Origin of the sequence: Vibrio sp. CB1-14 (genome assembly GCF_040412085.2) — a bacterium.
In the GTDB taxonomy this organism is placed as follows: domain Bacteria; phylum Pseudomonadota; class Gammaproteobacteria; order Enterobacterales; family Vibrionaceae; genus Vibrio; species Vibrio chaetopteri.
This window is the reverse complement of the sequence record NZ_CP115920.1, coordinates 164,128-178,126: the sequence shown is the minus strand read 5'-3', so window position 1 is coordinate 178,126 and position 13,999 is coordinate 164,128. Positions and strand designations below refer to the sequence as shown.

Here is a 13,999-nt window from a genome sequence, read left to right as displayed (position 1 = left end):
ACGATTGTGAGCTATCGATTACTTGCTGTTGTGTTGTGCCTGCCGCTACTAAGTGGTTGTTCTGACTATGAGTGGGGCTGGTATGTACTCGATCCTTCTACCGAACAAGGGAAAACCAACCTCGGATTCTTGTTAGCAGGTTTTAAGGACACCATCTATGTGTCACTGCTGAGTATGGTGTTTGCCATGCTGATAGGCCTACTTGTTGCCTTCCCTGCTCTTTCCAATAAACCTTGGTTACGGGCTATCAACCGCATCTATGTTGAGGTAATACGCTCTATTCCGGTTCTGGTTCTGCTTCTGTGGGTCTATTACGGTATGCCGACGCTACTAGACGTTTCACTCAACCATTTCTGGGCTGGCGTGATAGCACTGACTATCGCTGAAAGTGCTTTTATGGCCGAGGTCTTTCGTGGTGGCATTCAAGCCGTGACTCGCGGTCAACATGAAGCGGCAGAGTCATTAGGGCTCAACTATTGGCAGAAAATGCGCTTGGTGATTTTACCTCAGGCGTTTAGGCAGATACTGCCGCCGCTGGGGAATCAATTTGTCTACATCTTAAAGATGTCTTCGCTGGTCAGTGTGATTGGCTTAAGCGACTTAACCAGGCGTGCCAATGAGCTGGTGGTTAACGAGTACTTACCATTAGAAATCTATACCTTCCTGGTATTGGAGTACTTAGTGCTGATTCTATTGGTTTCTCAAGCCGTACGCTGGTTAGAAAAAAGGATAGCGATCCCGAGTCATTAACCACCAGCACGGCATGCAAAAGGTTTTAATAAAGTACACAGAAACCAAAAAGGGTCTCAATGAGACCCTTTTTCACTATCAGAGTGTAATCGTCATTACTTTTTCTTTACTGGACGCTGCCAGCCTGTGATCTTGCGCTCTTTGGCGCGAGTGATCACTAACTCACCTTCAGCTACGTCTTTGGTTAAGGTTGTACCCGCACCAATCGTTGCACCATCAGCAATCGTCACGGGTGCGACTAACTGGCTGTCTGAGCCAACAAACACATCGTTTCCGATAATGGTCTTAAACTTATTCGCGCCATCGTAGTTACAGGTGATCACACCCGCCCCAACGTTAGTACGTTGACCGATCTCAGCATCGCCAAGATAAGTAAGGTGGTTCGCTTTAGAACCTTCACCTAGGCGTGCATTTTTCACCTCAACGAAGTTACCCACGTGAGAGTCATTGCGCATATCTGCACCAGGGCGCAGGCGAGTGAATGGACCTACGGTACATTTCTCACCAACGGTCGCACCTTCAATCACACTGTAGGGCCGCACAATGGTGTTGTCATCGATTTCACAGTCTTTCAGCACACAGCCAGTGCCAATCACCACGTTATCACCTAGCGTTACGCTACCTTCGATGATGACGTTAGTGTCAATTTCTACGTCCATACCACACTGCAACTGACCACACAGGTCAAAGCGAGCTGGGTCACGCAGCATAACGCCCTGCTCTAGCAGCTTCTGCGCTTGCATCGATTGGAATGCACGCTCTAGACGCGCTAACTGAGCGCGGTCGTTGACGCCTTCAACCTCAATTGGATTCGCTGGGTGCACCGCTTCAACTGCACGGCCTTCGTCGTGCGCTGCTGCAATCACGTCTGTTAAGTAGTATTCGCCCTGCGCATTATCGTTGCTAAGGCCTGATAGCCAGCGCTTAAGATCGCCACCAGTTGCAACCATTACACCTGTGTTGATCTCTTTAATCAGCTTCTGCTCTTCGGTGGCATCTTTTTGCTCGACGATAGCCACTACCGGGCCATTCTTACGCACAATGCGGCCATAACCCATTGGGTTATCCAGCACGACAGTAAGCAGTGCAATACCGCCTGTTGGCTGCGCATCTAATAGGTTTTCAATGGTTTGTTCTGAAATCAGAGGGACGTCACCATAAAGCACCAGAACTTTCTCGTCATCGGCTAGATAAGATGATGCTTGGTCAACTGCGTGACCCGTACCCAGTTGGTCTGCCTGCAGAACCCAGTTGACGGTTTCTTGCTCGAGAGCCGATTTCATTAAGTCGCCACCATGACCATACACCAGGTGGATGTTTTGAGATCCCAAACCTTCACAAGTATCGATGACATGTTTCACCATCGGCTTACCCGCTAGGGTATGCAAGACTTTCGGTTTATTGGAATACATGCGGGTTCCCTTTCCCGCGGCGAGTACAACTGCGCTGAACTTCATTATTATCAAACCATTGACGTTAAAAAACTGTCCTTATTTTAGCTGTGAATAGCACAAGAGTTAATGTTGATAAGCAAATTTGCGATAAAAAATAAGCAAAAAGGCGACCTAACGGTCGCCTTTCTCATCGCGGTCAATCTAATCGAGCTAGATTAACGACGTTTTTTTGTCAGTTCGATTACTCGAAGCTGAGCAATGGCTTTAGCCAGTTCACTGGCCGCTTGCGCGAAGTCCATGTCGCCATGCTGATTAGAAATAGATTCTTCAGCTTTGCGCTTGGCTTCTTCTGCCTTCGCTGCGTCTAGTTCTTCACCACGGATAGCCGTATCAGCCAGTACAGTCGCTGTACCAGGCTGAACTTCTACAATACCACCAGAGACATAAATGAACTCTTCGTGGCCGTGCTGTTTAACGATACGCACCATACCAGGCTGAATAGCGGTCAGCAGCGGTGTGTGACCATGGAAAATACCAAGTTCACCTTCGCTACCGGACACCTGGAACGTTTCTACGCGACCAGAGAAAAGCTTTTTCTCCGCGCTTACTACGTCTAGGTGAAAGGTTATTGCTGCCATATCGCCTCCTATTTAGCCTTATAGCTTCTTAGCATTCTCGATAGCATCGTCGATAGTACCGCAGTACATGAACGCTTGCTCTGGAATGTCATCGTAGTCACCAGCTAGTAGACCTTTGAAGCCACGTAGAGTCTCTTTAAGAGGTACGTAGATGCCAGGGTCGCCAGTAAATACTTCCGCTACGTGGTAAGGCTGAGTTAGGAAGCGCTCAATCTTACGAGCACGAGATACAACTTGCTTATCTTCTTCAGATAGCTCGTCCATACCTAGGATCGCGATGATGTCTTTCAGCTCTTTATAACGCTGCAGTGTTTGCTGCACACCACGAGCAACCTCGTAGTGCTCTTGACCAACAACTAGAGGATCAAGCATACGAGATGTTGAATCTAGTGGGTCAATCGCTGGGTATAGACCCATAGCAGCGATGTTACGGTTAAGTACAACCGTTGCATCCAAGTGCGCGAACGTTGTTGCTGGAGACGGGTCAGTCAAGTCATCCGCTGGTACGTATACCGCCTGTACAGACGTGATAGAACCAGTCTTAGTTGACGTGATACGCTCCTGTAGTACACCCATCTCTTCTGCAAGAGTTGGCTGGTAACCTACTGCAGATGGCATACGACCTAGAAGTGCCGATACCTCTGTACCTGCAAGTGTGTAACGGTAGATGTTATCAACAAACAGTAGTACGTCACGACCTTCGTCACGGAAACGTTCTGCCATTGTTAGACCAGTCAGAGCAACACGTAGACGGTTACCTGGTGGCTCGTTCATCTGACCGTAAACCATTGCTACTTTTGATTCTTCAGGGTTTTCAACGTTTACAACGCCTGCTTCCTGCATCTCAAAGTAGAAATCGTTACCTTCACGAGTACGCTCACCTACACCCGCAAATACGGATAGGCCTGAGTGTTGCAGTGCGATGTTGTTGATAAGCTCCATCATGTTAACGGTCTTACCTACACCTGCACCACCGAATAGACCGATTTTACCACCCTTAGCGAATGGACAAACCAAGTCGATTACTTTAACACCCGTTTCTAGAAGAGCGACTTCGTTAGATTGCTCTTCGTAGCTTGGCGCTTCACGGTGAATCGCATAGCTTTCTTCTGCACCGATCTCACCACACTCGTCAATCGCATCACCAAGTACATTCATGATACGACCAAGAGTCTTAGTACCTACTGGTACTGAGATTGGCGCGCCTGTGTTCTCTACTGTTACGCCACGACGTAAACCATCAGAGCTACCCATTACGATACAACGAACTACGCCACCGCCTAGCTGTTGTTGAACTTCAAGAACAAGACGCTCTTTAGAGTCCGTTACGTTTAGAGCATCGTATACACTTGGTACGTCGCTCTGTGGGAACTCTACGTCGACTACCGCACCGATGATCTGTACGATCTTACCTGTAGCCATCGTTAATCCTCTAATCTATTTCGTTTTACCTAAGCTTAAACCGCAGCTGCGCCGCCAACGATTTCTGATAGTTCTTGTGTGATAGCCGCTTGACGCGCCTTGTTGTACACAAGCTCTAGATCATCAATCAGGTTGGTCGCATTGTCCGTTGCAGCTTTCATTGCAATCATTCGAGCCGCTTGCTCACAAGCAAGGTTCTCTACCACACCTTGATACACTTGAGATTCGATATAACGAAGCAATAGTGCGTCTAGTAGTGGTTTTGGCTCAGGCTCATAAATGTAGCCCCATGAATGTTCGCGCTGCATCTCGTCACTGTCAGATTTAGGCAGAGGTAGCAATTGATCGATCGTTGGTTCCTGAATCATAGTGTTCACAAAGTGGTTATACACTACGTACAGGCGATCCAATTCGCCTTCGTCATATTTCTTCAGCATGACGCCTACAGTACCGATTAGGTCTTCAAGACTAGGCTCATCACCCAGACCAGACACCTGTGCCGCTACTTTAGCACCGCTGTTGTTAAAGAATGCCGTTGCTTTTGAGCCAATCACAGCCAGCTCAACTTCAGCACCTTTTTGTTTCCAATCCTGCATCTCTAGGACAGCTTTTTTGAACAAGTTAATGTTCAAGCCGCCACAAAGACCACGGTCGGTAGAAATAATGACATAACCAACACGCTTGGCTTCACGCTCTTCTAGGTACGGATGTTGGTACTCTAGGTTTGCGTTAGCCAAATGACCGATCACTTTACGCATAGTTTCAGCGTATGGACGAGAAGCTTCACGCGCGTCTTGCGAACGACGCATTTTCGAAGCTGCTACCATTTCCATCGCTTTCGTAATTTTCTGAGTGCTTTTCACACTACCGATTTTATTACGTATCTCTTTTGCGCCGGCCATCGTTACTCTCCATAAGTGGTGACCAGAAGGTCACCCACCAATTACCAAGTCTGAGTTGCTTTGAAATCGTCAGTCAGTTTCTTAAGCTGAGCTTCGATATCGTCGTTGTAAGCACCCGTAGTGTTGATCTCTTTAGCAAGATCAGCATATTGACTGTGAGCATACGATAGAAGCGCTGCTTCGAAGTCTAGAATCTTGTTGATTTCAACATCATCTAGGTAGCCGCGCTCAACAGCAAAGATAACTAGCGCTTGGTCAAATACAGACATAGGAGCGTATTGCTTCTGCTTCATTAGCTCTGTAACTTTTTGACCGTGGCTTAGCTGACGCTTAGTTGCTTCATCTAGGTCAGATGAGAACTGTGCGAATGCCGCTAGTTCACGATAAGCCGCTAGTGCAGTACGGATACCGCCAGATAGCTTCTTAATGATCTTAGTCTGTGCTGAACCACCTACACGAGATACTGAGATACCTGGGTCAACAGCTGGGCGTACACCCGCGTTGAAGGCTTCAGTTTGTAGGAAGATCTGACCATCGGTAATCGAGATTACGTTCGTAGGTACGAATGCAGATACGTCACCCGCTTGAGTTTCGATGATAGGAAGAGCAGTCAAAGAACCCGTCTTACCTTTCACTTCACCATTAGTGAAACGCTCTACGTACTCTTCGTTTACACGAGCTGCACGCTCTAGTAGACGTGAGTGAAGGTAGAATACGTCACCTGGGAATGCCTCACGGCCTGGTGGACGTTTAAGTAGTAGAGAGATCTGACGGTAAGCTACCGCTTGCTTAGATAGGTCATCATAAACAATCAGAGCATCTTCACCACGGTCACGGAAGTATTCACCCATTGCACAACCAGAGTATGGCGCAAGATATTGCAGTGCAGCAGATTCAGAAGCAGAAGCAACCACTACGATAGTGTTTGCAAGTGCACCGTGTTCTTCCAGTTTACGTACTACGTTTGCGATAGTAGAAGCCTTTTGGCCAATCGCTACGTAGATTGAGAAGATACCAGAGTCTTTCTGGTTGATGATTGCATCGATCGCCATCGCGGTTTTACCGATCTGACGGTCACCGATGATAAGCTCACGCTGACCACGACCGATTGGGATCATTGAGTCAACTGACTTATAACCAGTTTGTACTGGCTGATCAACCGATTTACGGTCGATTACACCAGGTGCAATCATTTCGACTGGTGACGTAAGCTTAGCTTCAATTGGACCTTTGCCATCGATTGGCTCACCTAGCGTGTTTACAACACGACCAAGCATTTCTGGACCAACTGGCACTTCAAGAATACGACCAGTACCTGTTACTTTCATGCCTTCCTTAAGGTTGGCATAAGGGCCCATTACTACCGCACCAACCGAGTCACGCTCAAGGTTAAGTGCTAGTGCATAACGGCCACCCGGTAATTCAATCATTTCACCTTGCATCACGTCCGCTAGGCCGTGAATGCGAATGATACCATCGCTTACCGATACGATAGTACCTTCATTACGAGCTTCACTCACAACATCGAAAGATTCGATACGCTGCTTGATTAGGTCGCTAATTTCTGTGGAATTAAGTTGCATGCTCCAATCCCCATCAAGACTGCATTGCTTCACTCAGGCGGTTCAAACGACCACGTGCTGAGTTATCAATTACAAGATCTCCGGCTCGAATAATAACCCCACCAAGTAGGGTCTCATCTACACTGCAATTCAGCTTAACTTTGCGTTCAAGACGCTTTTCAAGTTTGTTGCTGATCTCAGTACGTTGCTCTTCTGTTAGTTCAGATGCAGAAATAACATCTACATCTACTTGCTTTTCTAGCTCTTTTTTAAGTTCTAGAAACTCAACTAACACATAAGGCAACGCCACTAGTCGACCATTTTCAGCCATTACCTTAACCAGGTTCTGACCAAATTCATCAAACTGTTCACCACCAATTGCGTTGAAAATTTCAGCCACTCGCGTCGCTGTTACAGAGCCTGAGATCAGGTCTGCAATTTCATCGTTCTTAGCGATTGCAGCGGCAAACGTTAGCATTTCGACCCACTGGTCTAGCGCTTGTTTTTCCACCGCAAAGTCAAATGCTGCTTTAGCATAGGGGCGTGCGATTGTAGTCAATTCAGACATATGCGCCCCTCGCTTTAAAGTTTCGCAGTAATATTGTCGAGAATATCTTTTTGCGCATCTTTATCGATACTACGCTCAAGAATCTTCTCAGCACCAGCTACAGCCAGAGTTGCAACCTGTTTGCGCAGGTCATCACGAGCACGGTTACGTTCCGCTTCGATTTCCGCTTCCGCTTGCTTTAGGATGTTTTGACGTTCTGCCAAAGCTTCCTCACGAGCTTCATCGATAATCTGTGCTTTACGCTTGTTTGCTTGCTCAATAACCTCGGTTGCAGTGCGCTTCGCTTCTTTCAATTGATCAGAAGCGTTGGCTTGTGCTAGATCCAAGTCTTTTGCAGCGCGTTCAGCCGCTGACAAACCGTCAGCAATTTTTTTCTGACGCTCTTCAATCGCATTCATGATTGGCGGCCATACATATTTCATGCAGAACCACACAAACATTGCGAATGAGATTGCTTGACCTAGCAGAGTTGCGTTCATATTCACAACAGCTACCCCTCTAAAGATTCATTGACGAGCTAAAGTTTAATCAGGTGACAAGTCCAAAACTTGTCGGAGAAAATACTGATTAACCTAGCTGACCAACGAATGGGTTCGCGAATGTGAATAGAAGTGCGATAACAACACCAATCATAGGAACCGCATCAAGTAGACCAGCGATGATGAACATCTTAACTTGAAGCATCGGAGCCATTTCAGGTTGACGAGCAGCACCCTCTAGGAATTTACCACCCAAAAGACCAAAACCGATCGCAGTACCGAATGCAGCCATACCAATGATGATACCTACGGCGATTGCAGAAAAGCTCAGTAAAGTTTCCATTACTATCTCCAATTTATAGTTGTTGGCTAAAATTTGCCTAAATAAAACGCGTTAATATTAGTGATTGTCTTCGTGAGCCATCGATAGATAAACAATCGTTAGCATCATAAATACGAAGGCCTGAATCAAAATAACTAGAATATGGAATATCGCCCATGGTAGTGAGCCCATCCATTGTAAATACCATGGCAGCATTGCCGCACAAAGGATGAAGACCACCTCACCCGCAAACATGTTACCGAATAGACGCATACCGAGTGATAGTGGCTTTGAAAGCAAAGACACAACCTCAATAAGCATGTTAAATGGAATCATGATTGGGTTATTAAATGGGTGTAGAGTCAACTCTTTTGTAAAGCCCACTAGACCTTTTACTTTGATGCTGTAGTAGATCATCAGAGCAAAAACACCTAGCGCCATAGCCATGGTGATATTGACATCAGCAGAAGGAACCACTTTCAAATAAGGGATACCCATCTGCTCTGCTGGATAAGGTAGAAAGTCAATTGGCACAAGGTCCATGACGTTCATTAAAAATACCCAACAGAAGATAGTTAGTGCTAAAGGCGCGATTAGCGCATTGCGTCCATGAAAGGTTTCTTTGACGTTTTCGTCAACGAATTCCACAATCATTTCAACAAAACACTGCAGCTTGCCTGGCACACCAGCTGTTGCTTTCTTAGCTACTGAACGAAATACTCCAAGGAATATTAAACCAGTGAACACAGAAAAAAACAGGCTATCGATATGTACGTTCCAGAAACTTGTCTCCTCCACTAAACCTAAACTTCCCAAAGAAAGGTTAGTCAAGTGGTGAGAAATGTATCCGGCCGATGTTAGCGCTTCACCTGGCGCAGCCATAACTCATCCTATTTTTTGTTGTTAACGAAAATTACTGGAGCCATAAGGTTAATTAAGACAACCAGTAAAAATGTGAGATTCAAGGGAATCACTTCCACCTGAATATACATGTAAGCTATTGAGAATAGGGAGGCAATAATAAGGATTTTCAGGGCAACACCCGCATAGAAAGACGCGGCAACTTTTTTCGCTGCCCGAGCCCCACTAAACATAAATGCGCACAACGCAAAAACAGCATTCGCGATAACAAAACTGCCACCACCAATGAGCGCTGAAATTCCCCACTCAGCATTTACAGCCACTGTCATCCCAACAGCCACTAACGTAACCGCACTGGCCTGTATCAGTAACAACCGCTTTGCAAGCGCCCGCCCTGGTTTAGCTAATGCCGCTACCATGTATTCTTACCTTTAGTTCTATCCACTTTGCACCTAATAACTACTGTGCTGGGAGATTGGCGAAAATTATACTTTCTACCAAAGTTATTGCAATCAAAGCGTATCAAAAAGATACACTTTCATTCACAAAACCATAACTTTCGCACATAAATTGCATTTATAAATAATTGATGTAGGTCAATTATCTCATTTAGCTCTCAAGCTTGGCAATAAGTTGCTCCAATTTGTGAGGTTCATCAAGACTTATCGTCACCTTGGCTTTTCCACTCGCGTTTCTTACCAAAGACACTTTCGCGCCGAGTTTTTCACTCAAACGTAGCGAAATTTCTTGTGCATCACGGTCTTCTGACTGTTTTTTCTCGGAAGAGTTCGGTTTTAAGCACTTTTTCACTAAGTCTTCGGTCTGTCGTACGGTGAGCTGCTTCTTGGCAACGGCTTGTGCGATTTCGCACTGCACATCCCCCTCTAGCGCAAGTAGCGCACGCGCATGACCCATGTCGATCTGTTTGCTCTCCACCAGTTTTTTCACTGGTGCTTCAAGCTGGTTTAGCCTCAACAGGTTACTGACTGCGGTTCGTGACTTACCAATCACATCCGCGACCTGCTGGTGGGTAAGTTCAAACTCATCTTGCAAACGTTCAAGCGCTTGAGCTTCCTCGATCGCATTGAGATCTTCACGTTGAATGTTCTCGATCAACGCCATGGCTACCGCCGCGCGATCTTGGACATTTTTTATCAAGCAAGGGACCATTTTTAATCCCGCTTGTCGCGCGGCACGCCAACGGCGCTCACCGGCGATGATCTCAAACTGATCGTGTCCGACATTTCGTACAACAATCGGTTGGATAATTCCTTGAGATTGGATGGATGCAGCCAGTTCTTCCAGAGCTTCAGGCGCCATATCTTTTCTTGGCTGATAAATGCCTGGACGAAGGCTGTTAATTGACAGTTCAGTAAGCTGTCCATCACTGGATAGCGTCTGACTTTGAGTTGCCACCTGCTGCTTTTCTCGTGCAAGCGAACTAGTCGACAACAGGGCGTCTAGTCCTTTCCCTAAACCACGTTTAGACATCGAATCTTTTTCCTTAAGAGCGTTAAGCCGTTACTTCTTCTCGTCGTAGCATCTCACCAGCCAACGCTAAATACGCTTTTGCCCCGGCGGAGTACTTGTCATAGTACATCGCTGGTTTGCCATGGCTTGGTGCCTCTGCGAGGCGTACGTTCCTAGGGATAACGGTTCGGTAGACTTTGTCGCCGAAGTGTTTTTTCAATTGCTCTGAAACTTCGTTGGCTAGACGGTTTCTTGGATCGTACATGGTACGAAGCAAACCTTCAATTTTAAGGTTTTCGTTGACCACAGCCGCCAGCTTACTGATGGTATCCATCAGTGCGGTTAGACCTTCCAGAGCAAAATACTCACATTGCATCGGCACAAGCACAGAGTCTGCTGCAGCCATCGCGTTAATTGTAAGTAGGTTCAAAGAGGGAGGACAATCGATAAAGATGAAATCATAGTTATCACGGATTGGCGTTAACGCATGTTTCAAACGAACTTCGCGCGCAAACACCTCCATAAGCTTGATTTCTGCAGCAGTTACGTCCCCGTTCGCTGCAATTAGGTCAAATTGGCCAGAGGTATCGGTGCACACCACTTGCTCAAAAGGTAGCTCATCAACCAGTAAATCGTAAGCAGTTGTTTCAACCTGATACTTATCGACCCCACTGGCCATTGTCGCATTGCCTTGTGGATCGAGGTCAATCACCAACACTTTACGCTTTGTCGCCGCCATCGAGGCAGCTAAGTTAATACAAGTGGTCGTCTTTCCAACCCCACCTTTCTGATTCGCGATAGCGACAATTTTTCCCACGACAAGCTCTCCGTTATCCCTTCTTGGATAAGATTACAAGATGACGGTCACCTTCCAACTCAGGAACTTGCAAAGGTTTGATTTCGATCACAGAACACCACGACGGCAGCTCAGTGATCTCCTGATCATGGAGTTGACCCTTTAAAGCATAAAAGCGACCAGACTCAGGTTTTGGTAAATGTTCACACCAGTTCACCATGTCTGTCATCGACGCAAATGCACGACTCAATACTCCATCAAAGCCTTCTCCCGCGTCAAATTCTTCCACTCGAGATTGGACTGGACTGACATTTTTAATCTTCAGTTCGTGCGCAACCTGCTTAATGAAACGAATTCGCTTGCCAAGGCTATCAAGCAGAATGAATGACTTAGTTGGGTGCATGATAGCCAGCGGAACACCTGGTAATCCAGGGCCAGTGCCGACATCGATAAAACGCTCACCCTCAAGATGCTCACCAACAATGATGCTATCAAGAATATGTTTCACTAACATCTCTTCAGGGTGACGAACCGAGGTCAAGTTGTAAGCTTTGTTCCACTTGTCAAGAAGCTGAACGTATCCGACAAGCTGTTCACGTTGAAGTTCAGAGACTTCTAATGAGGTCTCTGCAATAAGTTGATCAAGTTTTACTCTTAAGTTGCTCACGCAGCTTCACCTTTCTTAAGCACGCCTTGTTTCTTCAAATAAACCAACAGGATTGAGATCGCAGCTGGCGTAATACCTGAAATACGCGACGCAATACCGATCGTTTCCGGTTTGGCTTCAGTAAGCTTCGCCACCACCTCATTAGAGAGCCCTTTAACATCACGATAATCAAGATCCGCGGGGATCTTAGTATTTTCGTGACGCAGCGATTTCTCGATCTCGTCTTGCTGTCTCTGGATGTAACCTTCGTATTTCACTTGGATCTCAACTTGCTCGCTCGCTTGGCTGTCTTCAAGAGCCGGAGCAAACATATCAAGCGCCGTCAGTTGTGAATACGTTAGCTCTGGGCGACGTAAAAGATCTTCACCACTCGCTTCACGGGAAATCGGCGTTTTTAACAAAGTATTCAAAGCATCTACCCCTTCAGATTTTGGATTAATCCATGTCTCTTTCAGGCGCTGGCGCTCTTTGGCCATATTATCCACTTTCTCGTTGAAACGGCTCCAACGTTGTTCATTAATCAAACCAAGCTCATGTGCTTTTTCGGTCAGACGAATATCGGCATTGTCTTCACGCAGCAACAGACGGTATTCCGCGCGAGAGGTAAACATACGGTACGGCTCTTTGGTGCCCATCGTTGATAGGTCATCAATCAGAACGCCCATGTAAGCTTGGTCACGGCGTGGGCTCCAGCCCTCTTTGCCTTGTGAGTACAAGCTTGCATTCAGACCCGCCATTAGACCTTGCGCCGCAGCTTCCTCATAACCTGTTGTGCCGTTGATTTGTCCAGCAAAGAACAAACCGGAGATAAATTTGGTTTCGTAGGTTTGCTTCAAATCGCGCGGATCGAAGAAATCGTACTCAATGGCGTAGCCAGGACGAACGATATGCGCATTTTCGAAGCCTTTCATCGAACGAACAATTTGCACCTGAACATCAAACGGCAAGCTAGTTGAAATACCGTTCGGATACAGCTCATGAGTCGTCAAACCTTCAGGCTCGATAAAGATCTGGTGGCTGTTCTTATCGGCAAAACGCATCACTTTGTCTTCAATCGATGGACAATAGCGCGGACCAATACCTTCGATCACTCCCGCATACATTGGACTGCGATCGAGGTTGTTGCGGATCACTTCATGAGTGCTTTCATTGGTATGCGTAATGAAGCATGGGATCTGCGTTGGATGCTGAGTGCGTTGACCCATGAATGAAAATACAGGGGTTGGGTTATCACCATGTTGTACTTCAAGTTCAGAAAAGTTCACACTGCGAGCATCGATGCGTGGAGGCGTACCTGTTTTCAAACGATCCACTCTAAATGGCAGCTCACGAAGACGACGAGCAAGCGCAATCGAAGGCTGATCGCCCATACGTCCACCAGATGAGCTTTCCATACCGATGTGGATCTTACCACCTAAGAAGGTACCAACGGTGAGAACGACAGACTGCGCGTGGAACTTAAGTCCCATCTCGGTGACGACACCGCGTACTTGATCTTGTTCTACGATCAAGTCATCCACAGACTGTTGGAATAGTGTTAGATTTGGCGTGTTTTCAAGAGCATGACGAACATACGCTTTGTAAAGCGCACGATCTGCTTGTGCGCGAGTTGCACGAACAGCAGGGCCCTTAGACGCATTGAGCGTACGGAACTGAATACCAGCATGATCGATGGCTTCTGCCATTAGACCACCCATAGCATCGACTTCCTTAACCAAGTGGCCTTTACCAATGCCACCAATTGCTGGGTTACATGACATCTGGCCCAACGTATCAATGTTGTGCGTTAACAGAAGTGTTTTTTGCCCAGTGCGAGCAGATGCGAGTGCGGCTTCCGTTCCTGCATGTCCGCCACCTACAACGATGACGTCAAATGTTTCGTGATAAAGCATGAACCGACCTCAGTATTCAATCGATAAAATAGACAAACCAAAAGGAGCGGTATTCTACCGCTTTTCTGGTATTGAGAAAATCGCTTTTAAAACATTTTGGATCTAAGAAATAAGAATATAAAGATAAGATCTATATATATGATCTTTTATTAGATCTATTATTAGGATCCACGATCTCTGTGGATAACTCAAAAATGATCAACAATACCATGGATCTTTTTGAGATCGATTGCTGTGATCTAGCGTTGATCTGGGACTGTATTAGCTGGGATCAAA

General features: G+C 46.4%; 15 protein-coding genes. 1 reads left to right on the top strand and 14 read right to left on the bottom strand.

What is annotated here, in order from left to right:
* Positions 1-6 precede the first annotated feature (6 nt).
* Positions 7-750 carry an amino acid ABC transporter permease gene (locus PG915_RS00845; protein ID WP_353498629.1) on the top strand — a complete coding sequence of 248 codons (744 nt, stop codon included), beginning with the start codon at positions 7-9 and terminating at the stop codon, positions 748-750.
* A 95-nt stretch (positions 751-845) separates the two neighbouring features.
* Here the strand turns inward: PG915_RS00845 and glmU are convergent, their stop codons facing one another.
* From glmU to mnmG, 14 genes are all read right to left on the bottom strand, one after another.
* Positions 846-2,207 carry a bifunctional UDP-N-acetylglucosamine diphosphorylase/glucosamine-1-phosphate N-acetyltransferase GlmU gene (gene glmU, locus PG915_RS00840; protein WP_353497485.1) on the bottom strand — a complete coding sequence of 454 codons (1,362 nt, stop codon included), beginning with the start codon at positions 2,205-2,207 and terminating at the stop codon, positions 846-848.
* Positions 2,208-2,359: 152 nt separating this feature from the next.
* Entirely contained in the window at positions 2,360-2,782 is a 423-nt protein-coding gene (locus tag PG915_RS00835; RefSeq protein ID WP_042478114.1) for a F0F1 ATP synthase subunit epsilon, read from the bottom strand.
* 18 nt (positions 2,783-2,800) lie between these two features.
* Positions 2,801-4,204, bottom strand: a complete 1,404-nt coding sequence (atpD, locus tag PG915_RS00830) for a F0F1 ATP synthase subunit beta (RefSeq protein ID WP_063604564.1) — start codon at positions 4,202-4,204, stop codon at positions 2,801-2,803.
* Between the two features lie 35 nt (positions 4,205-4,239).
* Positions 4,240-5,106: a F0F1 ATP synthase subunit gamma gene (atpG, locus tag PG915_RS00825; protein WP_042478116.1), complete on the bottom strand. Its 867-nt coding sequence runs from the start codon at positions 5,104-5,106 to the stop codon at positions 4,240-4,242.
* Positions 5,107-5,147: 41 nt separating this feature from the next.
* Positions 5,148-6,689, bottom strand: a complete 1,542-nt coding sequence (gene atpA / locus PG915_RS00820; RefSeq protein WP_353497484.1) for a F0F1 ATP synthase subunit alpha — start codon at positions 6,687-6,689, stop codon at positions 5,148-5,150.
* Positions 6,690-6,702: 13 nt separating this feature from the next.
* On the bottom strand, positions 6,703-7,236 hold the full coding sequence (gene atpH, locus PG915_RS00815; RefSeq protein ID WP_353497483.1) for a F0F1 ATP synthase subunit delta: 534 nt from the start codon (positions 7,234-7,236) through the stop codon (positions 6,703-6,705).
* Between the two features lie 14 nt (positions 7,237-7,250).
* A complete protein-coding gene (gene atpF, locus PG915_RS00810; protein ID WP_112460760.1) occupies positions 7,251-7,721 on the bottom strand; it encodes a F0F1 ATP synthase subunit B in 471 nt (156 codons plus the stop codon).
* A gap of 82 nt (positions 7,722-7,803) precedes the next feature.
* The gene (atpE, locus tag PG915_RS00805; protein ID WP_006073065.1) at positions 7,804-8,058 is read right to left on the bottom strand and encodes a F0F1 ATP synthase subunit C; all 255 of its coding nucleotides are present in this window, start codon (positions 8,056-8,058) and stop codon (positions 7,804-7,806) included.
* Positions 8,059-8,115: 57 nt separating this feature from the next.
* The gene (atpB, locus tag PG915_RS00800) at positions 8,116-8,919 is read right to left on the bottom strand and encodes a F0F1 ATP synthase subunit A (RefSeq protein WP_353497482.1); all 804 of its coding nucleotides are present in this window, start codon (positions 8,917-8,919) and stop codon (positions 8,116-8,118) included.
* A gap of 8 nt (positions 8,920-8,927) precedes the next feature.
* Positions 8,928-9,317: a F0F1 ATP synthase subunit I gene (locus PG915_RS00795; RefSeq protein ID WP_353497481.1), complete on the bottom strand. Its 390-nt coding sequence runs from the start codon at positions 9,315-9,317 to the stop codon at positions 8,928-8,930.
* Positions 9,318-9,507: 190 nt separating this feature from the next.
* On the bottom strand, positions 9,508-10,389 hold the full coding sequence (locus tag PG915_RS00790) for a ParB/RepB/Spo0J family partition protein (RefSeq protein WP_353497480.1): 882 nt from the start codon (positions 10,387-10,389) through the stop codon (positions 9,508-9,510).
* A gap of 22 nt (positions 10,390-10,411) precedes the next feature.
* Complete coding sequence (locus PG915_RS00785; protein WP_042502439.1) at positions 10,412-11,185, bottom strand: ParA family protein; 774 nt, start codon at positions 11,183-11,185, stop codon at positions 10,412-10,414.
* 13 nt (positions 11,186-11,198) lie between these two features.
* Positions 11,199-11,831: a 16S rRNA (guanine(527)-N(7))-methyltransferase RsmG gene (gene rsmG, locus PG915_RS00780; protein WP_353497479.1), complete on the bottom strand. Its 633-nt coding sequence runs from the start codon at positions 11,829-11,831 to the stop codon at positions 11,199-11,201.
* On the bottom strand, positions 11,828-13,723 hold the full coding sequence (gene mnmG / locus PG915_RS00775; RefSeq protein WP_353497478.1) for a tRNA uridine-5-carboxymethylaminomethyl(34) synthesis enzyme MnmG: 1,896 nt from the start codon (positions 13,721-13,723) through the stop codon (positions 11,828-11,830). Before mnmG ends, rsmG begins: the two co-directional genes overlap by 4 nt.
* Positions 13,724-13,999: the final 276 nt, after the last annotated feature.